Annotated in this window: 18 protein-coding genes; 5 read left to right on the forward strand and 13 right to left on the reverse strand. The window is 66.0% G+C overall.

The annotated features are described in order from the left end of the window. Positions 1-40 precede the first annotated feature (40 nt). From ACFOMF_RS10680 to ACFOMF_RS10690, 3 genes are all read right to left on the reverse strand, one after another. Positions 41-721 carry a response regulator transcription factor gene (locus ACFOMF_RS10680; RefSeq protein WP_386364598.1) on the reverse strand — a complete coding sequence of 227 codons (681 nt, stop codon included), beginning with the start codon at positions 719-721 and terminating at the stop codon, positions 41-43. Positions 722-1,366: 645 nt separating this feature from the next. After that, positions 1,367-3,019 (reverse strand): alpha-glucosidase, encoded by a 1,653-nt coding sequence (locus ACFOMF_RS10685; protein WP_386364600.1) that lies wholly within the window; start codon positions 3,017-3,019, stop codon positions 1,367-1,369. A 30-nt stretch (positions 3,020-3,049) separates the two neighbouring features. Further along, positions 3,050-4,792, reverse strand: a complete 1,743-nt coding sequence (locus tag ACFOMF_RS10690) for an alpha-amylase family glycosyl hydrolase (RefSeq protein WP_386364602.1) — start codon at positions 4,790-4,792, stop codon at positions 3,050-3,052. A 247-nt stretch (positions 4,793-5,039) separates the two neighbouring features. Between ACFOMF_RS10690 and ACFOMF_RS10695 the strand changes: the two genes are divergently transcribed. Next, complete coding sequence (locus ACFOMF_RS10695; RefSeq protein WP_386364604.1) at positions 5,040-5,492, forward strand: bacteriohemerythrin; 453 nt, start codon at positions 5,040-5,042, stop codon at positions 5,490-5,492. Between the two features lie 5 nt (positions 5,493-5,497). On the opposite strand, the gene ACFOMF_RS10700 is transcribed toward ACFOMF_RS10695, so the two are convergent. From ACFOMF_RS10700 to ACFOMF_RS10715, 4 genes are all read right to left on the reverse strand, one after another. Next, positions 5,498-6,787, reverse strand: coding sequence for a hemolysin family protein (locus ACFOMF_RS10700; RefSeq protein WP_386364606.1), 1,290 nt, complete (start codon positions 6,785-6,787; stop codon positions 5,498-5,500). Positions 6,788-6,857: 70 nt separating this feature from the next. Then, complete coding sequence (phoR, locus tag ACFOMF_RS10705) at positions 6,858-8,198, reverse strand: phosphate regulon sensor histidine kinase PhoR (protein WP_386365806.1); 1,341 nt, start codon at positions 8,196-8,198, stop codon at positions 6,858-6,860. A gap of 54 nt (positions 8,199-8,252) precedes the next feature. Further along, a complete protein-coding gene (phoB, locus tag ACFOMF_RS10710) occupies positions 8,253-8,942 on the reverse strand; it encodes a phosphate regulon transcriptional regulator PhoB (RefSeq protein ID WP_386364608.1) in 690 nt (229 codons plus the stop codon). Between the two features lie 131 nt (positions 8,943-9,073). Continuing rightward, on the reverse strand, positions 9,074-9,616 hold the full coding sequence (locus ACFOMF_RS10715) for a type 1 glutamine amidotransferase domain-containing protein (protein WP_386364610.1): 543 nt from the start codon (positions 9,614-9,616) through the stop codon (positions 9,074-9,076). 167 nt (positions 9,617-9,783) lie between these two features. Between ACFOMF_RS10715 and mutM the strand changes: the two genes are divergently transcribed. From mutM to ACFOMF_RS10730, 3 genes are all read left to right on the forward strand, one after another. Then, positions 9,784-10,596 carry a bifunctional DNA-formamidopyrimidine glycosylase/DNA-(apurinic or apyrimidinic site) lyase gene (mutM, locus tag ACFOMF_RS10720; RefSeq protein ID WP_386364612.1) on the forward strand — a complete coding sequence of 271 codons (813 nt, stop codon included), beginning with the start codon at positions 9,784-9,786 and terminating at the stop codon, positions 10,594-10,596. A gap of 87 nt (positions 10,597-10,683) precedes the next feature. After that, a complete protein-coding gene (locus tag ACFOMF_RS10725) occupies positions 10,684-11,028 on the forward strand; it encodes a multidrug transporter (protein WP_386364614.1) in 345 nt (114 codons plus the stop codon). A gap of 46 nt (positions 11,029-11,074) precedes the next feature. Next, positions 11,075-12,937, forward strand: a complete 1,863-nt coding sequence (locus ACFOMF_RS10730; protein ID WP_386365813.1) for a Na/Pi cotransporter family protein — start codon at positions 11,075-11,077, stop codon at positions 12,935-12,937. A gap of 2 nt (positions 12,938-12,939) precedes the next feature. On the opposite strand, the gene ggt is transcribed toward ACFOMF_RS10730, so the two are convergent. From ggt to ACFOMF_RS10760, 6 genes are all read right to left on the reverse strand, one after another. Beyond that, the gene (gene ggt, locus ACFOMF_RS10735) at positions 12,940-14,637 is read right to left on the reverse strand and encodes a gamma-glutamyltransferase (RefSeq protein ID WP_386364616.1); all 1,698 of its coding nucleotides are present in this window, start codon (positions 14,635-14,637) and stop codon (positions 12,940-12,942) included. Beyond that, positions 14,637-14,888, reverse strand: a complete 252-nt coding sequence (locus ACFOMF_RS10740) for a YfhL family 4Fe-4S dicluster ferredoxin (RefSeq protein WP_386364618.1) — start codon at positions 14,886-14,888, stop codon at positions 14,637-14,639. Before ACFOMF_RS10740 ends, ggt begins: the two co-directional genes overlap by 1 nt. A gap of 108 nt (positions 14,889-14,996) precedes the next feature. Further along, positions 14,997-15,482: a pantetheine-phosphate adenylyltransferase gene (coaD, locus tag ACFOMF_RS10745; protein ID WP_386364620.1), complete on the reverse strand. Its 486-nt coding sequence runs from the start codon at positions 15,480-15,482 to the stop codon at positions 14,997-14,999. A 67-nt stretch (positions 15,483-15,549) separates the two neighbouring features. Continuing rightward, positions 15,550-16,155, reverse strand: coding sequence for a 16S rRNA (guanine(966)-N(2))-methyltransferase RsmD (gene rsmD, locus ACFOMF_RS10750; RefSeq protein ID WP_386364622.1), 606 nt, complete (start codon positions 16,153-16,155; stop codon positions 15,550-15,552). Beyond that, entirely contained in the window at positions 16,155-17,618 is a 1,464-nt protein-coding gene (locus ACFOMF_RS10755) for a M16 family metallopeptidase (protein WP_386364623.1), read from the reverse strand. Before ACFOMF_RS10755 ends, rsmD begins: the two co-directional genes overlap by 1 nt. Further along, positions 17,611-18,954, reverse strand: coding sequence for a M16 family metallopeptidase (locus tag ACFOMF_RS10760; RefSeq protein ID WP_386364625.1), 1,344 nt, complete (start codon positions 18,952-18,954; stop codon positions 17,611-17,613). Before ACFOMF_RS10760 ends, ACFOMF_RS10755 begins: the two co-directional genes overlap by 8 nt. 187 nt (positions 18,955-19,141) lie before the next feature. Here ACFOMF_RS10760 and ftsY point away from each other — a divergent pair, with 187 nt between their 5' ends. Beyond that, positions 19,142-20,407 (forward strand): signal recognition particle-docking protein FtsY, encoded by a 1,266-nt coding sequence (gene ftsY / locus ACFOMF_RS10765; protein ID WP_386364628.1) that lies wholly within the window; start codon positions 19,142-19,144, stop codon positions 20,405-20,407. Positions 20,408-20,452: the final 45 nt, after the last annotated feature.

Here is a 20,452-nt window from a genome sequence, read left to right on the forward strand (position 1 = left end):
GTGCTAGGGACGAGCGCGGCCATCGGGAAAACCCCTAGCCTCAGTCGTCCAGACTCACCAGGCCCTGGCGCAGGGCATAGAGCACCAGAGAGGGTATGTCGCGCAAGCCGAGGCGCTCCATCATCTGCGCCCGGTGGGCATCCACTGTTTTCACGCTGAGGCCGAGGCCTTCGGCAATGGTGCGGGTCGAGCAGCCGCGGCAGATGAGTCGAAGGATCTCGGTCTGCCTTGGGGTCAGCGGGCTGGGCGGCGGTGGCGGTCGGGGCGTGCCCGGCGCAGGCGCGATCACCGCGGACTGGATGACCGTTCGAGAGATGCCTGGGCTGAGGTAGGCCTGGTTCCGGGAGAGTGCGCGCAGTGCCAGTGGCAATTCGTGAGGAGCGGCGTCCTTGAGCAAATAGCCCTGGGCGCCGAATTTCAGGGCGGCAAGCACATAATCGGCGCAGGCATGCATCGACAGGGCGAGAATCTGCACCTCCGGCAGCAGGTCGCGCCACTGACGCAGCGCGTCGAGACCGCTGACCTGTGCCATGCTGAGATCCAGCAGCAGGATGTCCGGGCGCACCTCGCTGAGGATGCACTCCACATCGGCACCATCAATACCCTCTGCCACTACCCGATAGCCGGGCTGATCTTCCACCAGGGCTTTCAGCCCCGCTCGTACAACGGCATGGTCATCGACCAGTGCCACTCGCTTTACCACATCAGACCTCGCTTTCATTGCGGCGGGTTTCGCCAGCCCGGTCCGGGTCTCTACCTGCCCTCTCCCGGTTGTTGCCTCTCCGTCGCGCATGACCAGCGCAGCGGCCGATCACGGGGGATCGGTCGACAACATGTGAAGGAGGACAGGATCACGTGCCGCGGGACGTCGCCGCCAAGGGAGGTATCGTCCGGGCGATCCGGGATGGCTTTCAGAACACGAGGCACCGGCAATGCTCTAAGGCTGCGGTCGTCACACCCAGCCAGGGGCGCGGCCGGAGAGAATTCTACCGAGCGAGGCCGTTGCCTCAATGTCATTCGTCTGGTTGTTGGTGATTATGGAAGTCGTGGATTATGCCCGGGAAGCGGAATGCGCGAAATAGAGCGGTTTTTGTGACGTAAATCCAAAGATGGCCAGGCCACGAATCCGCCGAACGGATTAAGCCGGGCGGTCGATCACCCATCCGGATCCGGCCTGTCGGCGAACTCAGGCGAGCCGATCTGGTTCTGTGCCAGACAACCTTGCCTACCCTGAAGGCTCCATGAAAGCTTTCTCTCCATCGCCCCGGGGCCGATCACTCTCGGCCAGGCCTGCTTCGAGGCGCCGCGGCTCCTGCAGGATCTGCCGAGGCAGGGGATGAGTCTGCTGGTCGATGCGGCTGAGCCGCTACCTTGGCGCCAGTACGAAGGCCGCGCCGAAGGGCGGCAGTTGCAGGGTCCGCTCGTGCAGTTCCACTCCGGGGGAGATTTCCTCGCAGAGGCTGTAACGGCGGGCCTCGTCATGCAGCCGGTGCAGCGCCAGGGAGGCCGGTTCGTCGCTGAGGTTGTAAGCGCAAAGGATGCGTTCGCCACCCTCGCCGCGCTCCAGCGCCAGGACATCGCCCTGAACCGGAAACAGCCGGGTCTCGCCGCCGCGCATGGCCGGCACGTTGCGACGCCATTGCAGCAGCCGGCGGTACTCGTTGAGCAACGAGCCGGCCTCGGCCTGCTGCCGGTCCACCGCCAATGGCAGGTGCTCGGCGGGCATCGGTAGCCAGGGGCGCGCGCCCTCGGTGAACCCGGCGTGGGCCTGGCCGGTACTCCAGGGCATCGGCGTGCGGCAGCCATCACGGCCATGGATGTTTGGCCAGTTGGCGATGCCGTAGGGGTCGCGCAGGTCTTCGAAGGCCAGTTGCGCCTGGGTCAGGCCCAGTTCGTCGCCCTGGTAGATGCAGCAGGCGCCCGGCAGGCCCACCAGCAGCGAGGCGAGCAGTACGTCCAGGCGATGCGCGAGGTCGGGCTCGAGCAGGCTGTGCTGTGACCAGCGGCCCTTGAGGCGCGGGAAGTCGTGGGTACCGAAGGTCCAGCACAGGCGGTTGTGCGGGAAGAGTTCGAGGCTGCGACCGAGCAGGCGGTACAGACCCTCGGCGGTGAAGGGCTCGTCGCTGATCAGCGAGGCGTTGTAGGCCAGGTGCAGACGGCCGTTGGCTACGTAGCCGGCAGCGTCGGCAAGGCTGTCCTCGGCGGAGGAGATTTCGCCCAGCAGCAGGGTGCCGGGGTAGTGGTCGGCCATCTGGCGGATCTCACTGAGCATGCCGAGGTTTTCCGGCCGACAGACGGTGCCGCGGTTGATTCGGTCGAAGTAGGGGTCGGTCCGTCCGGCGCCGGCCGGCCGCGGGATGCCGGTGGGGCGCTCGGGGTTGTCGGCGAGGCTGCGATCGTGGCAGATGAAGTTGATCACGTCGAGGCGGAAGCCATCCACGCCGCGATCCAGCCAGAAGCGACCGACCTCCCGTATCGCGTCGCGCACCGCCGGGTTGTACCAGTTCAGGTCGGGCTGGGATTCGAGAAAATTATGCAGGTAGTACTGCCGACGGCTTTCGTCGAAAGCCCAGGCGCTGCCGCCAAAGGTGGCGCGCCAGTTGTTCGGCGGACCGCCATCGGCGGCCGGGTCTTCCCAGACGTACCAATCGGCCTTGGGGTTGTCGCGGTTGCGGCGACTCTCCTGGAACCAGGGGTGCCGGTCGGACGTGTGATTCCAGACCTGATCCATGATCACCCGCAGGCCGAGGGCGTGGGCGTCCGCGACGAGGGCATCGAAGGTTTCCAGATCGCCGAACATCGGTTCGATGTCGCAAAAATCCTCCACGTCGTAGCCGAAATCCTTCATCGGGGAGCGGACGAAGGGGCTGATCCACACCGCGTCGACGCCCAGCGCCGCCACATAAGGCAGGCGCTGGCGAATACCTTCCAGATCGCCGATGCCATCACCGTCGGAATCCTGGAAGCTGCGGGGGTAGATCTGGTAGATGGCGACGTCGCTACGCCAGTCCTGAGTCATGCGCAATCCTCGCTTGAGTCGGATGGAGTACTAGAGAGAAGGTCCGGGCGGCAGATCGGCGAGCAGCACGCCCCAGGGGCGCAGCTCCACCACGGGCCCGGCGCGGTCGTGGTAGCCCAGGCCCTGCGCCGGTACGAGCGCGCCGAAGCCGCCGAGGTCGGCCCGGGCCGGCGCGTCGGAAATGTTGAACACGCACAGCAGCCGTTGTTCGCTGTCTTCGCGCAGCAGCGTGAGCAAGGAGTCGCCAAGGTCGAGCAGACGGGTGCTTCCGGTTTGCAGAGCCGGCTGCAGCCGACGCCAGTGCAGCAGGCGCCGCCAGTGGCTGAGGATGGATTCGGGATTGGCCTGCTGACCGTTGGCGGCGCATCGCAGGTGCGCTTCGGGGATAGGCAGCCAGGGCGCCTCGGCGTCCGTGAAGCCGGCGTTGGGCTGGGCATCGCTCCAGGGCATGGGGGTGCGCGAGCCATCGCGGCCCTTGAGACGCGGATACATGGTGCGCCCGAATGGATCCCTGAGCGCCTGCGGGGAAATGTCCTCGGGAATGCGCGCTTCGTTCATGCCCAGCTCATCGCCTTGCCAGAGGCAGAATGCGCCGGGCAGCGCCAGCAGCACCGCCGCCATCATCCGATAGAACTCCTGGGGATAGTTGGCCTCGTTGGCCTGCCATTGCGAGTGCAGCCGGCCGAAGTCGTGGTTGCCGACGATCCAGCAGGCACCGTCATCGCCAAAGCGCTCGAGTGCATGGCCAACCACCTCACGCAGGCGTCCGGCGCTCATCCGCTCGTGGAACAGCAAGCCGCCGTGGTAGGCCAGGTGCAGGCGCTTGTCACCACGGGTGTATTGGGCGGCGAGCTCGATCGAATCATCCGCCTCGATCACCTCGCCCAGCAGCATCACCCCCGGGTATTGGTCCACCAGCTCGCGCAGCGGAGCCAGCAGGTCGAGGGTTTCCGGGCGGCAGAAACTGTTGCAGAAAATCTGTTTTGCCAGCGGGTTGTCCGGGTCGATGCCGTGGGGCAGGGGGTCGCTGTCACCGCGCAGCGGGTTGTCGCTCAGGCTCGGGTCGTGGCAGAAGAAGTTAACCGCGTCCAGACGCATGCCGTCGATGCCCAGCTCGAGCCAGAAGCGGGCGCAGTCCAGTACCTCGGCGCGCACGGCTTCGTTGTACCAGTTCAGATCCGGTTGGCTCGGCAGGAAATTGGCCAGGTAATACTGCTGGCGGGTTTCGTCGTAGTGCCAGGCGGTGTCGCCGGAAAAAGATGACAGCCAGTTGTTGGGTGGGGCCCCATCTGCCGCCGGATCGGCCCAGACGTACCAGTCCGCTTTCGGGTTGTCGCGACTCGAGCGGCTTTCCCTGAACCAGGCGTGGGCCTCGGAGGTGTGGTTCCAGACCATGTCGAGCACCAGCCGCATGCCACGGTCATGGACCAGGTCGAGCAATCGCTGGAAGTCGTTCATGCTGCCGAACAGTGGGGAAATTTCACGCAGTTCGGTGATGTCGTAGCCCAGATCGTCCATGGGCGAGGCGAAGATCGGCGTCAGCCAGATGGCGTCTACGCCCAGCGAGTCGATGTAGTCCAGGCGGTCGATGATGCCGGGCAGGTCACCGATGCCGTCGCCGTTGCTGTCCTGAAAGCTCCAAGGCGAAATCTGGTAGATGACCGCGTTGTCCCACCACTCCACATTGCGCCGGGTAGCGTCACTGGCGGGGGTGAGTGAGGCGCGGCGGGTGACACAGGCGTCACGCCACCAGGGGCGGGCTGTGGCTGGCATTGTCGGAGGGGCTCCTCTTGGGGAGGCGCGCTACAGACGCAGGGATTGAAACGAGACCCGTGTCGCGTAACTGTCGTTCTGTATCCGCACATCGTTGATCTGGGTCAAACCTTTCGGCCGACGTGCTGCCAGCAAGTTCAGCGCAGGGGTATAAGCGCTGCTCTTTCTCTCTCCCATCACCTCCCTCCCGGTTCGGCCTGCCCGCGACCGGAGGGTCGGTATTTCCAATCAGCCAAGGAATCCGACCATGGCCCTCGTGTGGACTGCGGAGCTCGATACCGGCATCGAGCTGATCGACCAGCAGCATCGAAAGATCGTCGACTACATCAATCAGCTTGAAGAGGTAGACCGCTCCGGCGACCGGGCCGGGGTCGGCAAGGTGCTCCACGAGCTGCTCGACTACACCATTTCCCACTTCGCCTTCGAGGAAAACCTCCAGGAGGAGGCGGGATACCGCTTCGCCAAGCCGCATCGCAAGGTGCACGAGCTTTTCACCCGGCGGGCCAAGGAGTATGTGGCGAATTTCGAGGCAGGCCAGGACGTGACCGAAGAAGTGCACGGCATGCTCAGCGCCTGGCTGGTCAATCACATCAAGCGCGATGATGCCGACTACGTGGGTGCGGTAAAGGAAAACATGCAGCACATCATCAAGGAGAAGGAGCGCAAGGGGCGCGGCTGGCTCAGCCGCTTCTTCCGCTAGAGGCGTCAGGCGACCCTGAGTACCTTGGCCAGGACTACCTTGGGTCCGCGCATTTTCTTGAGGATGATGCGCAGTCCTGCCACTTCAAGCACTTCGTCTTCCTCGGGCATGCGCTTGAGGCTGTCGTAGATCAGGCCGGCCAGGGTATCGGCCTCGATGTGGTCGAGATTGATCCCCAGCAGCCGCTCCACCTTGAACAGCGGTGTGTCGCCACGCACCAGCAGCTTGCCGGGCTGATAGGCGACCACGCCACGTTCGGCCTTGCGGTGTTCGTCCTGGATGTCGCCCACCAGCGCCTCGAGCACGTCCTCCATGGTCAGGTAGCCGATCACCTTGCCGTCGGCTTCCTCGACCAGGGCGAAGTGCGAGCGGCCCTGGCGGAACTGCTCGAGCAGCGCGGCCAGCGGCATGTGCTTGGAGATGCGCTCGATGGGGTGGGCGAGGTCGTCGAGTTTCAGCGCTGAAGGCAGCATCTCCAGCAGCGAGAGGTGCAGCAGCAGGTCCTTGATGTGCAGGATGCCGGTGAACTCGCCGATGCTCTCGTCAAAGATCGGATAGCGGCTGTACTTGTGCCGCCGGAACAGGCTGAACACCTCTTCCAATGGTGCCTTGCGCTCAAGGTAGACCAGGTCCTCCCGCGAGTTGATCCAGTCGACCACGTCCAGCTGCGCCATTTCCGCGGCCGAAGCCAGCACGCGCGTTTCCCTGTCGGCTGGATCGCGCTCGACAGCGAGGTTCAGTTCCGCGCCGCGACCGTTGGCGGCGGGCGTCTGTGCCTGGCGGCTGCCCAGGTTGAGCAGGGCCAGGGCCGGATAGCTGAGCCAGTAGAACAGCCACAGCGGCGCCAGGCTCCACAGCGACAGGCGCGCCGGCGCCTTGATCGCCAGCAGGCGGGGCCAGCGCTCACCGAGAAGGATGTGCAGCAGGGCCACGCTGAGAAAGGCGATCCCCAGTGCAACGCCATGAACGACCGCTGGCGAACTGATGCCCAGGCCGGACAGCAGGGGCTCGAACAAGCCGGCCAGAGCCGGGGCGGCGATCCAGCCCAGGGCCAGGGAAGCGAGACTGATGCCCAGCTGGCAGGCGCTGAGGTAGGTATCGAGGCGCGCCCGCACACTGCGCAGCAGCGGTGCATAGCGGTGTTCGTCGACCGGAGTGTCTGCCGAGCGAAGTCGGATCAGTGCGAAGCCGGCGGCGACGAAGAAGGCATTGAGTGACAGCAGGAGCAGGGCCGCGAGCATCAGCCCGGAGGGGCCGAAAAAGGAGGAAGCAGCGTAACCGGGGTAGGGGTCCATCGGCGGAGGCAGGTGACCGGAGAAGCTTCGAAGATGAGGCTCGGCGAGCGCGAATGCAAGCCTCGGATGTTCATTTGGTCGGATCGGCCTCGCGCGTGTCGCATGCGGGCATGCCCGGTTCGGCCAGCTGGTGCGGTGGGAAGTGACAGCTGAACCGGCTGCCCTCGCCCGGCGCGCTTTCCACGTCCAGACGCCCCTGATGGCGCAGCAGGACATGCTTGACGATGGCCAGACCGAGCCCGGTTCCGCCGGTGTGGCTGGCCCGGCTGGAGTCGACCCGATAGAAGCGCTCGGTCAGGCGCGGCAGGTGCCTGGGTTCGATGCCGATGCCGTCGTCGCGCACGCTCAGATGCGCGCCGTGCTCGTCGCCCCACCAGCGGATCTGGATATGCCCCCCGGCCGGGGTGTACTTCACGGCGTTGAACACCAGGTTGGAGAAAGCGCTGCGCAATTCGGCTTCACTGCCCTTGAGCCACAGCAGCGGATCGGCCTCCAGCTCGATCTGGTGGGCCTTGTCGGCCGACAGCGACTGCGCGTCGCGCCGGATCAGCTGCAGCAGTGGGGCAACCGCCACCGGCTGGGCGTTTGCCGAATGCGCGGTTGCTTCGAGCTTGGCCAGCAGCAGCAGGTCTTCGAGCAGATGCTTCATGCGCTCGCTCTGCTGCTCCATCCGCTGCAGCGGCTTGAGCCAGCGCGGCTCCAGGCTGTCGCTGTGGGCGAGCAGGGTTTCAAGATAACCGGAGATCACCGTCAGGGGAGTGCGCAGCTCATGGGAGACGTTGGCCACGAAATCCTTGCGCATCTGCTCAAGCAGATGCAACCGGGTGACGTCGCGCACCAGCATCAGGTGCTCGTTGTTGCCAAAACGGGTCAGGGTGAACTGCAGGCGCAGGCGGGCGTTGATGGGTGATGCCAGCTCCAGCGGATCCTGGTAACGGCCGCGGTCGTAGTAGTCCTTGAACGCCGGGTGGCGTACCAGGTTGGTGACCGGCTGGCCAGCGTCGCCCTGGGTCAGCCCGAGCAACTGCTGTGCCGCATTGTTGCACCACTCCAGGTTGCCGTGACGGTCCATAACGATCACCGCCTCCTTCAACGCTGCGGTCGATTCCTGTGCACGATCGATGATCGCCTGCAGCGCGGCGCGGGCCTGCTGGTGCTGGCGTTGCTGCCGGTACAGACTGTCGAACACCTCGCCCCAGAGTCCGTTGCTCTCGGGCGGGGGCTCATGAAAGTCCTGGCGCTTGAGCCAGGCATGCAGGCGGACCAGTTGGGCCAGCACCCAGGCGAGATAGAGCGCCACGCACAGCGCCATGGACCAGCCGTAATAGCCCGTGACCAGACCCAGCAAGAGGCCGCCGGCGGCGACCAGCAGCAATCGGCGGGCGAGCACGACGCGCCAGTCCCGGTTCATCGTCCCGAGCCCGGACCCGGCGTCCACGGTCGGCGGCAGCGACATGAACGGGCGTCAGTTCTTGGTCGAAAAGCGATAGCCCGTTCCCCGCACCGTCTGCACGAGATTTTCGTAGGTTTCGCCAAGGGCCTTGCGCAGGCGGCGGATGTGCACATCCACGGTGCGCTCCTCGACATAGACATTGCCACCCCAGACCTGATCGAGCAGTTGGCTGCGGGTGTAGGCACGTTCCTGATGGGTCATGAAGAACTGCAGCAGGCGGTACTCGGTGGGCCCCATCTCGGCGGGCTGCCCGTCAATGGTCACGCGGTGGCTGAGCGGATCGAGCACCAGGCCGTTGACCTCGATCGGCGACTCGCTGTCCACTGCGCCGGTGCGCCGCAGTACCGCTTTCAGCCGCGCCACGAGTTCGCGCGGGGAGAACGGCTTGGTGATGTAATCGTCCGCGCCCACCTCCAGACCCTGGATCTTGTTGTCCTCGTCGGCCTTGGCGGTAAGCATGATGATGGGGGTGTGTTGGGTCATCTCGTCCCGTTTGAGACGGCGCGCCAGTTCGATGCCACTGAGGCCAGGGAGCATCCAGTCAAGCAGGATGAGATCGGGACGGCGGTCGATCACCAGGGCGTGGGCCTGCTGGGTGTTGTCCGCCTCGAGGCATTCATATCCTGCCATCTCCAGCGCAACGGCGATCATCTCGCGAATCGGCGCTTCGTCGTCGACGATCAGGATGCTCTTGCCGTTCATGGTCGATCCTCGGTCCGCTTTTCTGGTCGACCGGATTAGATAACGAAATTATTGCAGAGATGTGACAGCAAGCGTGAGTGCCGCCGAGGCTGGAGGCGCCCGGGGGCGCTTCCAGAGGATGAGGTGTGGATTCAGGCCGCGCCGAGCACGCGGATCAGGGCTTCGTTGAAGGCAGGCAGGTCATCCGGCTTGCGGCTGCTGATCAGCCCGCCGTCGACCACCACCTGCTCATCCACCCAGAGGGCGCCGGCGTTGCGCAAGTCGTCGGCCAGCGAGGGCCAGCTGGTCATCTTGCGTCCCTTGACCAGGCCGGCCGAGCTGAGGATCCAGGCGCCGTGGCAGATCACGGCGATCGGCTTGTTGGCCGCAGCCACATGGCGCAGCAGCTGCTGGGCCGTAGTGTTGGTGCGGATGGTGTCGCCGTTGACCACGCCGCCTGGCAGCAGCACGGCGTCATATTGATCGGCATTCACGCTGTCGAAGGTCTTGTCCACGGCGAAGCTGTCGGCGGGCGTGGTGTGGTTCCAGCCCGTCACTTCGCCGCCCGCGGCGGAAATGATGTCGGTCTGCGCGCCGGCTTGCTCCAGGGCCTCCTTTGGGGCAGTCAGTTCGACCTGCTCGAAGCCGTCGGTTACCAGAATCGCCACGCGTTTACCGCTGAGGTCGTTACTCATGAAGCTGTATCTCCGTACCGATGGGTCGCCCGGGGTGGGCAGGGTGAAGTTCGGATCATGATCGCGCCCGGAGAGTTCGGCAGCGCTGCCGGTCGATCCGACGGACGCTCGCGGTTGCCAGAGCTTGCTGCTATGTTTTGCGGCCCCTTGCTGCCCGTTCATGCGTCATGCCCGAACTTCCAGAAGTCGAAACCACCCGCCGGGGCATCGAGTCCCACCTGCTTGGCCAGCGCGTCGAGCAGGTCCTGATACGCGAACGGCGATTGCGCTGGCCGATTCCCGAGGACCTTGATACGAGGCTCTCCGGTCAGCGCATCCTGGCGGTGGAGCGACGTGCCAAATACCTGCTGATTCGCGCCGAAACGGGTTGCCTGATCGTCCACCTGGGGATGTCAGGCAGCCTGCGGCTGGTGGCGAGCGAGCAGCCCGTCGGCAAGCACGACCATGTCGATCTGCTGCTGGAAGGCGGCAAGCGGCTGCGCTACACCGATCCTCGCCGGTTCGGCGCCTGGCTGTGGAGCGAGGAGCCGCTCGCGCATGTGCTGCTGGCCGGGCTCGGTCCCGAACCGCTGGGTGACGACTTCGACGGTGAGCGTCTGTACCGGTTGTCCCGGGGGCGCCGCATGGCGGTCAAGCCATTCATCATGGACAACGCCGTGGTGGTCGGAGTGGGCAACATCTACGCCAGCGAGGCACTGTTCGCCGCCGGCATCGACCCCCGGCGCGCCGCCGGATCGATTTCCCGGGCGCGCTACGCGAGGCTTGCCGAGGAGATCCGGCGGGTGCTGGCCCAGGCCATCGAGCGCGGCGGCACCACCCTGCGCGACTTTGTCGGCGGGGACGGCAAGCCAGGCTATTTTCAGCAGGAGCTGTTCGTCTACGGGCGGGCGGGGGGCTTCTGCAAGCAGTGTGGCTCGACCTTGCGGGAGATTCGCCTGGGCCAGCGTGCCAGCGTCTATTGCGGACGCTGCCAGCGCTGAGACAAGGGATTGATAGGGGTCACGCTGACAAACGAAGCGCCACTGGTATAGTTAATCCTCTGTCAGATCACGCTGAAGGACCGCACCATGAATCTGTTCCGTTCCGCCGCCGTCGCTCTGGCGATGACCACTGCGCTGGCGTCGCTGCCTGCCCATGCCCAGTCGACCACCAGCAACGTCAGTGGCGACCCCCTGTACACGGCTGAAGCGCCCCGTGGCTTCGCCATGATGGGCGACCTGCTGATCGCGCGTCCGCTGTTGATCGCCGCGACCCTGGTCGGAACCGGAGCCTTCATCGTCAGCCTGCCCTTCACCGCCCTGGGTGGCAATGTCGGCGAGGCTGCCGAAGCGCTGATCGCCGAGCCGGGTCGCGAAGCCTTCGCTCGCTGCCTCGGCTGCAGCAGCAGCCATCCGGGACCCGGCGCGCGGTGATCCTTCGCGGCTTTGAAGGATGCGGACCTTGAGCTCCGTGTCGTTGATGCCACCTGTTTCGAAGTCCTCGCTGCGCAAGCAACTGGCGCTGGTGGTGCCGGCCCTGCTGTTCGTCGGCCTGGCGACGAGCTTCTGGTTCAGCGCCGACTGGCTGCAGCTGTGCGCCGGCCTGGCGTTGTTCCTGTTCGGCATGCAGTGCCTGGAAGAAGGCTTGCGGCAGATGGCCGGGGGGCAACTGGAGCGACTGTTGGCACGCAGCACCGCCAGCCCGCTCAAGAGCCTGCTGTTCGGCTTGGTCGGCACCACCCTGCTGCAGTCCTCCTCGCTGGTTTCGCTGTTGACCATCGCCTTCATCAGCACCGGCCTGATCGGTCTCGCCGGAGGCATCGCCGTCATCTTCGGTGCCAACCTGGGCTCGACCACCGGCATCTGGCTGCTGGCGCTGGTCGGCCAGAACTTCAGTCTTTCTCCGCTGGCGCTGCCCTTGCTGGTCCTCGGCGTGCTGGCCGGTTTCTTCGGCCCCCGAAGCAAGGCCGCCGGGCGGATCGTGCTTGGTGTGGCCTTCATCTTTCTCGCCATCGACCAGTTGCGCGCCGGTTTCGATGGCCTCGGCAGCGGTTTCGACCTCAGTGGCGGGCACTGGACTGGCGGCTCGGGGCAGTTGCTGTTCGTCGGCATCGGTCTGCTGGCCACCGTGGTGCTGCAGTCCAGCCATGCCACCCTCATGCTCACGCTGGCGGCGCTCGCCAGCGGCCAGATCGAGCTCTGGCAAGCGTTGACCCTGGCGATCGGCGCCAATGTGGGGACCAGCGTGAGTACCGCCATCGTCGGCATGCTTGGCGGCAATCGCAGCGGCCAGCGCCTGGCCCTGGCGCATGTGCTGTTCAATGTCACCACCGCGCTGGTGGTGTTCAGCCTGTTGCGCCCGCTCAGTTGGTTGGTCGAGGCCTCGGTGACGACCCTGGGCGGCAGCGAGCTGATCCAGCTGGCCCTGTTCCAGAGCCTGTTCAACATCATTGGGGTTTCGCTGTTCTGGCCTTGGCAGCGGCGGCTGGCGGCCCTGCTCGAGCGCCTGCTGGCCGACCGCCCGGAGCCCCAGGTGCTGATTGGCGATACCCTGGCCGGTGCCGCTCTCGATGCCGAGGTGGTGCATGCGCGCTATCTCAACGAGGCGGCACTGGCCTCGGCGGAATCAGCGGCGCAGGCGGCGGTGCTGGAGTTGCGTCATCTCGAGCGGCTGAGTCTCGAGGTGATCTGTCATGCCCTCTATCAGCCGGTCGATCAGTTGAGCCGGGCGCAGGTGGACGAGTCGCTGCTACGGGCTCGGCCCGGACCCGAGGCGCTGGACGCCGAGCAGCTCTATCGGCGTTACATCAAGGGCGTGTATGCCGACCTGCTGAGTTTCATCAGTCACCTGGATGCGGCCCAGGTGGAGGCGCAGCAGAGTTTCTGGGTCACCTGCCAGGTAGTGGCGCTGCATCTGGTGGATGCGGTGAAGGACGCCAAGCACCTGCAGAAGAACCTTGGCCACTACCTGGGCGACGAGCATTCTCTCGTTCACGAGCATTACCTCGAGCTGCGTCGGCAGTTGCTCTGGGCGCTACGGGAAATCCGCGAGGTGGCTCGCCTGGATCTGCCCGGGCATCTGCTGACCAGCCGGCTGGAGTGGCTCGACGGCCAGGCTGCCGAATACGACCGCCGGTTCCGCGCGCGGCTGTTCGCCGAGGTGCGTGAGCGTCGTCTCGATGGCCTGGCGGCCAGTTCGCTGATGAACGACCTCGGTTATGCCAGCCGCATCATCCAGAGCCTGCGCAACGTGGTAGCCGTCGGCAAGGGCGCGGCTGATCAGGCCTCAGAGGTGTGGCGGACGCCGCTGGCCGATGAGGACGGGCCGCTGATCCGCCTGTAGGATTAATCGACCACCAATGCCCGCCCTATCAGGCGTGGATCGCTGGCCGCCTCGACCTGTCCGCTGCGCTTGTCCCAGTGGATGACCTGCTGATTGCCATAGGCGCGTTGCATGGGTCTGAGCTCATGGCCCAGCGCCTCCAGCGCGCTGGCCTGTTCGGCGCTGAACGAGCCGGCTTCGTGATCGACCCGATCGGGCAGATACTGGTGGTGGTAGCGCGGGACCGCGACCCAGCGCTCGGGCGGCTCGCCGCGCAGGTGCGAGAGCACCGACAACAGCACCATGCTCGGTATGCGGCTGCCACCAGGCGTGCCGAAGCTGGCGAAGCCATCCGGGCCTTCGACAAAGGTGGGGCTCATGCTCGACAGGGGGCGCTTGCCGCCGACAATGGCGTTGGCGGCGCTGCCGCGCAGCTCGTACGCATTGCTGGCGCTGATGTCAGCGGCAAAGTCGTCCATCTCGTTGTTCAGCACCACGCCGGTTCCCGGCACGCTGAAGGCCGCGCCAAACATGAAGTTCAGCGACAGGGTGGCCGCCACCGCATGGCCGTCGCCGTCCATGACGGTAAAGTGGGTGGTGTGCTCGGGCTCTTCCCAGGGCGCGCCCGGCGCCAGCTCGGCGTTCGGCGTGGCACGCTGCCGGGTGATGCTGGCGGCGAGCCTGTCGAGGTAGTCAGGAGCCAGCAGTCGTTCCAGGGGCGCCTCGACGAAATCCGGATCGCCCAGCAGGCTGCGATCGCGATAGGCGCGGCGCAGCGCTTCGATGACCAGGTGCGCTTCCTCCAGCGGCCCGGCCCGGTGCCAGTCCAGGCGCTCCAGTAAACCGAGGCTCTGGGCCAGGATCAACCCGCCGGCAGAGGGTGGAGGCGCACTGATCAGCGTCTGCCCACTGCGCAGCTTGAACTGCAGCGGCTCGCGCTCGACGGTGCGATAGCTCGCCAGGTCTTCCAGGGTCCAGATGCCACCTGCCTTGCGCACGCCATTCACCAGGGCTTCGGCCAGCGGGCCGGCGTAGAAACCGGCGCGGCCTTCGGCGCCGAGGCGCGCCAGGGTTTCGCCCAGCTCCGGCTGGCGCAGTAGATGGCCAACCGGCGGCAGCTCGCCGTCGAGCAGGAACAGGCGCGCGCTCTCGGCATCGTCGCGCAGCGCCGCCAGGCGCCAGCCGGCGCGCTGTCGATACACCGGGTCGACCATAAACCCCTGGTGCGCGAGGCGTATCGCCGGAGCCAGGCTTTGCGCCAGCGGCAGGCGACCATGCTGCTCGGCCAGCTCCACCAGTGCCGCAGGCAGGCCCGGTATGGCCGCGGCGAGCGGGCCATTGAGCAGCAGGTCGCGCCGGACTTCACCATCGCGCCAGTAGGTGTCGGGCGTGGCCGCCAGTGGCGCGCGCTCGCGGGCATCGAGAAAGCGATAGCGCGGTGACTCGCCGGCCTCACGCAGCAGAAAGAAACCACCGCCGCCGATCCCCGAGCCGTACGGCTCGACCACTGCCAGCGCGGCACTGATGGCGATCGCGGCATCGTAGGCATTGCCGCCGGTGGTGAGGATCTCGCGGCCGGCTTCGCTGGCGAGCGGGTGGGCGGTGGCCACGGCACCCTGACCAGGCGCTTCGGCGCGAACAGCCAGGGCAGGCAGCAGCAGGGCCAGGCCCAGCAGCGCGGTGAATGTCCGCCAGCAGACCCGATACAGGCGTGGCGGCATCAGGCCTTGCCGGTGATGATCAGGTACTTTTCCATGAGCTCGTCGCGGCTCTCGACTCGGGTTTCGTCCAGCGGAATGCAGTCGACCGGACAAACCTGCTGGCACTGTGGCTCGTCGTAGTGACCGACGCACTCTGTGCACAGGTTGGGGTCGATCACATAGATCTCCTCTCCCTGGGAAATCGCGCCGTTCGGGCACTCGGGCTCGCAAACGTCGCAGTTGATGCAATCATCGGTGATGATCAGGGCCATGGTTACTCCAGCCGTGGTCGGGCCACGGCACTACTCAACAGGATCAGACAAGAAAAGGCGGCTGATTGTGCCGTAACCGGGCGTCCTGCGCACCCGGCGGGGAGGCACTCAGCTGCGCTTGAGCAGACGTTCGGTCAGGGCGTCGGCGACCAGCGGATGAACGAAGTTGCTGACGTCACCGCCCAGCGAAGCGATCTCGCGCACCATGGTCGAGGAAATGTAGGAATATTGCTCTGCCGGTGTCAGAAACAGGCTCTCTACGCCAGGCGCAAGCTGGCGGTTCATGTTCGCCAACTGGAACTCGTACTCGAAGTCGGATACCGCGCGCAGGCCACGAACAAGCACGTTGGCCTGTTTTTCCTTGACGAAATGCGCCAGAAGCGTACTGAAGCCGACTACTTCCACGTTTGGCAGGTGTCCGGTAACCGCTCGTGCCAACTCGACCCGCTGCTCCAGCGGAAACAGCGGATTCTTTTTCGGACTGGCCGCGACGGCGATGATTACGTGGTCGAACAGACGCGACGCGCGCTCGACCAGGTCGGCATGGCCCCGGGTCATGGGATCGAAGGTTCCTGGATACAGCACTCGGTTCATCACGACGTCCTGGCGTTTGAGAGCGGGATGGTAGCGGCTTGGGCGGCGATGCGCAAAAAAGGGGCGGTCAGGCCGGCGTCGGGCCGCGCTGCCAGAGTGCGTAGTGCACCTGTCCGGCCTTCTTCTCCCGGTGCAGCCGCCAGTTGCCCGGCAGGCCTAGGCCTGAGGGGGGCGCCTCGCTTTCGGTATAGATCCACGCGTGCTCGGCCAGCCAGCCCTTGCGCTCGAGCAGTTCGCAGACCGGCCCGAGCAGATTACGGTTGAACGGCGGGTCGAGAAACACCAGGTCGAAGATGCTGGCCGATTGATTCTCCAGGTAGCGCATGGCATCGCTCTGCAACAGCTGGCCGTTGCCACAGCTCAGGGTGTCGAGGTGCTTGCGCAGGCTGGCGATGGCATTGGCATTGACATCCAGCGCCATGGCCATGCTCGCCCCGCGCGACAGGGCTTCCAGATAAAGGGCGCCGCTGCCGACGAAAGGGTCGAGCACCCTGGCGCCGGAGAGGTAAGGGGCCAGCCAGTTGAACAGGGTTTCGCGCACCCGGTCAGGGGTCGGCCGCAGGCCTTCGGCGTCGGGAAAGGTGAAGCGCCGGCTGCGCCAGCTGCCGCCGATGATCCGCAGCTGGCCGGTGCCGCCGTGGGCATCAGGATAGAGCGAGGATTTGGCCACCATCAATGCTCCGGTACGCCCGAGGGCAGTTCGCGAGGCTCGTTGCTTGGGGGCGGCAACGGCAGTTGCGTCACGCTTGGTCCGACGCTGACCACGGTAAAGTCCTCGGCTGAAAGGTGGCGGTTCATCGCGGCGCGGATGTCCTCGGCGGATACCGCCTGCACGTCTCGCATGAAGTCCTCCAGGTAACCCAGGGGCAGCCCGTAAAAGCCGATGCTGCCGAGCTGGCCGACGATATCGGCGTTGCTTGCGGTGGACAGCGGAAAGCTTCCCGCGGTTTCCCGTTTGGCACGCTCCAGCTCGGCTTCGGTGGGGCCTTCGGCAAGAAACTCGCGGACCAGTGCCTGCACCAGCTCGAGAGTGCCCTCGGCCATGTCGGCGCGGGTCTGCACGCTGATCATGAACGGCCCGGCCGCCCGCATCGGGGTGAAGCCCGAGTAGATGCCATAGGTGAGGCCGCGCTTTTCCCTTACCTCTTCCATCAACCGGGTACCAAAGCCGCCGCCGCCCAGGATCTGATTGCCCAGATACAGCGCCGGGTAATCGGGATGGCCGCGCGGCACGCCGAGCTGGGCGAGCATCAGGTGGGTCTGCTGGGAGGGGAACTCGATGTGCTGGCGGCTGCCTTCCGGGCGGCGCGGCTGTGCCAGCGGTCCGGGCGGCGAGTCCTGGGGCAGCGCAGCCGACACCTGGCTGGCGATGGCTTGCGCTTCTTCGCGATCGAGATCGCCGATCAGGGCAATGACGGCGTTGCCGGCGCTGTAGGCGCGGCGGTGGAAGGCGCGCAGCTGCTCGACGGCGATGGCGGGGACCGAGGCCGGAGTGCCTTCGCTTGGATGGCCGTAGGGGTGCTCGTCGTAGAGACTCTCGAACAGAGCCAGGCTGGCCAGGCGTCCCGGGTTCTGCTTTTGCATCTCGAAGCCGGCCATGAGCTGGTTCTTGATCCGCGCGAGCGAGTCGGCAGGAAAGCTGGGCTGGCCGGCCACCTGGCTGAACAACGCCAGGGCGGGTTCGCGTCTGGCCGGGTCGCTCAGGCTGCGCAGACTGAGCACCCCCATGTCGCGGTAGGCGCCCTTGCCAAAGCTCGCGCCAAGCTCCTCGAAGCCCTGGGCGATGGCGGTGGCGTCACGGCCGGGCACGCCTTCGTCGAGCATGGCGTTGGTGAGGCTCGCCAGGCCAGGCACGCCGCCATCCTGGCTGCTGCCGGCGGCAAAGGTCAGGCGCAGATCGAACATCGGCAGCTCGCGAGCCTCGACGAAGAGCACTTGGGCGCCTTCGACGGTTTTCCAGCTGTGGATCTCCAGATCGCGACGGGCGAGGGTCTGGTCGCCGAGGCCGGCGAGACTCTCCAGGCGCGCGGCCAGCTCGCTCAGGCCGGGGTCGGTCGCCACCGGCGAGGGGCTCTGGCAGCCGGCGAGGGCCAGGAGGGCCGCGGCCAGCAGGAACAGGGCGGGGCGCTTATTCATTCTCGGCCTCCAGCGGCAGGACATGGGCGACGGTCATCCGGGAACGGGTAAAGAAGGTCTGGGCGGCAGACTGGATGTCCTCCGGAGTAATCGCTTCCAGGGCCTGCAGCTCCTCGTCCATCAGGCGCCAGGACAATCCCACCGATTCCAGGCGACCGATCGCGGTGGCCTGCTGGGTGATGGAGTCGCGCTCGAATACCAGGCCGGCGATGACCTGGGCGCGGACGCGCTCCAGTTCCGCCGCGTCAGGGGGCGTCTGGCGAAGGGCGTCGAGCTCGCGCCACAGGCCTGCCTCGACGTCTTCCAGGCTGTGCCCGCGCTGGACGTTGGGCGATGCGCTGAGCACGAACAGGCTGTCGCCGCGGGTATGTGCGTCGTACCAGGCCGAGGCTCCGGTGACCAGCTCCTCGCCGCGCTCCAGTCGTGTCGCCAGGCGCGCGCTGGAGCCGCCGTCGAGCAGGGCGGACAGCAGCCGCAGTGCATGAATCTGGCGTGGGTCCGCGCCGGTCGCCAGCGCCGGCACGTTGAATGCCATCATCAGGCTCGGCAACTGGGTCCGCACATGCATGCGCAGCCGCCGCTCACCGGGTTCGGCCAGTTCCACCGGCTGTTTGGCCGGCTGCAGGGCGCGCGCCTCGATGGGGCCGAAGTATCGCGCGGCAAGCCCACGCACCTCGGCAAGGGTCACGTCACCGACGACGACCAGGGTGGCATTGTTGGGGGCGTACCAGGCCTGGAACCAGTCGCGAGTGTCCTCGACGGTCATGCGCTCGAGGTCGCTCATCCAGCCGATGGTGGGGTTGCGGTAGCCGCTGGCAGGGTAGGCGAGCGTGCGAAAGCGCTCGAACGCCAGCGAGCTGGGGCGGTCGTCGGTGCGCAGGCGGCGTTCTTCCTTGACCACTTCCAGCTCACGGAGGAATTCGTCCTCGCTCAGCCGCAGGCTGGCCAGCCGGTCGGCCTCGAGTTCGAAGGCCACTGCCAGCCGGTCGCGCGCCAGGACCTGGTAATAGGCCGTGAAGTCATTGCTGGTGAAGGCGTTTTCCTGCGCGCCCAGTTCGCGCAGGATCCGCGAAGCCTCGCCGGGTCCCAGCTTTTCGCTGCCCTTGAACATCATATGTTCGAGCATGTGCGAAAGGCCGGTGCGCCCGGGTGTCTCATAGCTCGAGCCCACCTTGTACCAGAGCTGTGACACCACCACCGGGGCGCGGTGGTCCTCGCGCACGATCACCTTCAGGCCGTTGTCGAGAGTGAATTCGTGGGTTGGTTGCAGGTCAGACGCGATCGCTGTCCCGCTCAGGCATAGAACGGCGACCAGCGTGCGTAGCAGTTGGATCATCTTGAGAGCCTGTTCTGTCAGTGGGTTGCCGCAGGCGGCAGGCCTCATGGTACTGGTGAAGGCGCATCTGGCAAGCGTCTCTCCTGCGCGGGCTGCGTTTAGCGCACCTGCGCAGGAGAGATGTTAGGATAACGGCTATCTGTCGGCGGCCTCTCGCCGGCCTATCGCCCTCTGAGAAAGCCCCTGCATGTTTGGTTCAAACGACGACAAGAAGGCGCCGGAATCCGGCGAGAAGAAAGGCTTGTTCGGCTGGTTCCGCAGGAAAAGTCAGCCACAGGATAATGATGAGCAGCCACAGGCGGGTAGCGAACCCGCGGCGGAGGAGCGCCCGCTCGATGAGGCGCCGGCCGTACAAGCCGAGCCGCTCTTCGAGACGATTGCTGACACTATCCCCGAGCCCGAGCCCGAGCCCGAGCCCGAGCCGGTACCAGAACCCGAGCCCGCGCGTGCCGCGTGGACGCCATTCGAGGCGGCCGTTCCCGCCGCGCCGGAGCCGGCGCCCGTGCAGGAAGAGCCGGTGCGACAAGGCTTCTTTGCCAGGCTGCGCCAGGGACTGTCCAAGACCAGCGCCAGCATCGGCGAGGGCATGGCCGGCCTGTTCCTCGGCAAGAAGGCCATCGACGACGACCTGCTGGACGAACTGGAGACGCGCCTGCTGCTGGCGGATGTCGGCGTCGAGGCGACCACGGCCATCGTCGGCAACCTGACCCGGCGCATCGCCCGCAAGGAACTGGCCGACAGCGGGGCCCTGTACAAGGCGCTGCAGGAGGAGCTCACCGAGCTGTTGCGTCCGGTCGAGGAGCCTTTGGAGGTCGAGTCGGACAAGCAGCCGTACGTCATCCTGGTGGTGGGGGTCAACGGCGTTGGCAAGACCACCACCATTGGCAAATTGGCGAAAAAGCTGCAGAACGAAGGCAACAAGGTGATGCTCGCGGCGGGCGATACCTTTCGCGCCGCTGCCGTGGAGCAGTTGCAGGTGTGGGGCGAGCGTAACCGCATTCCGGTGATCGCCCAGCACACCGGTGCCGATTCTGCCTCGGTGATCTTCGATGCCGTGCAGGCGGCCAAGGCGCGCGGCGCCGACGTGCTGATCGCCGATACCGCCGGCCGGCTGCACACCAAGGACAACCTCATGGAGGAGCTCAAGAAAGTGCGCCGGGTGATCGGCAAGCTCGACGGCAGCGCCCCTCACGAAGTCCTGCTGGTGCTCGACGCCGGGACCGGACAGAACGCCATCAACCAGACCCGGCAATTCAACCAGGCCGTCGAACTGACCGGCCTGGCCCTGACCAAGCTGGACGGCACGGCCAAGGGCGGTGTGATCTTCGCGCTGGCCAAGCAGTTTGGCCTGCCGATCCGCTACATTGGCGTCGGCGAAGGCATCGACGATCTGCGCACCTTCCAGGCGGATGCCTTCGTCAAGGCGCTGTTCGCTGACAAGGAGTCGGTGTGAGCAGGTCAGAAGCCTTCTGGCAGGCGTGCCCCGAAACCTGAGCAC

The sequence above is a fragment of the Stutzerimonas tarimensis genome, assembly GCF_042648805.1.
In the GTDB taxonomy this organism is placed as follows: Bacteria; Pseudomonadota; Gammaproteobacteria; order Pseudomonadales; family Pseudomonadaceae; genus Azomonas; species Azomonas tarimensis.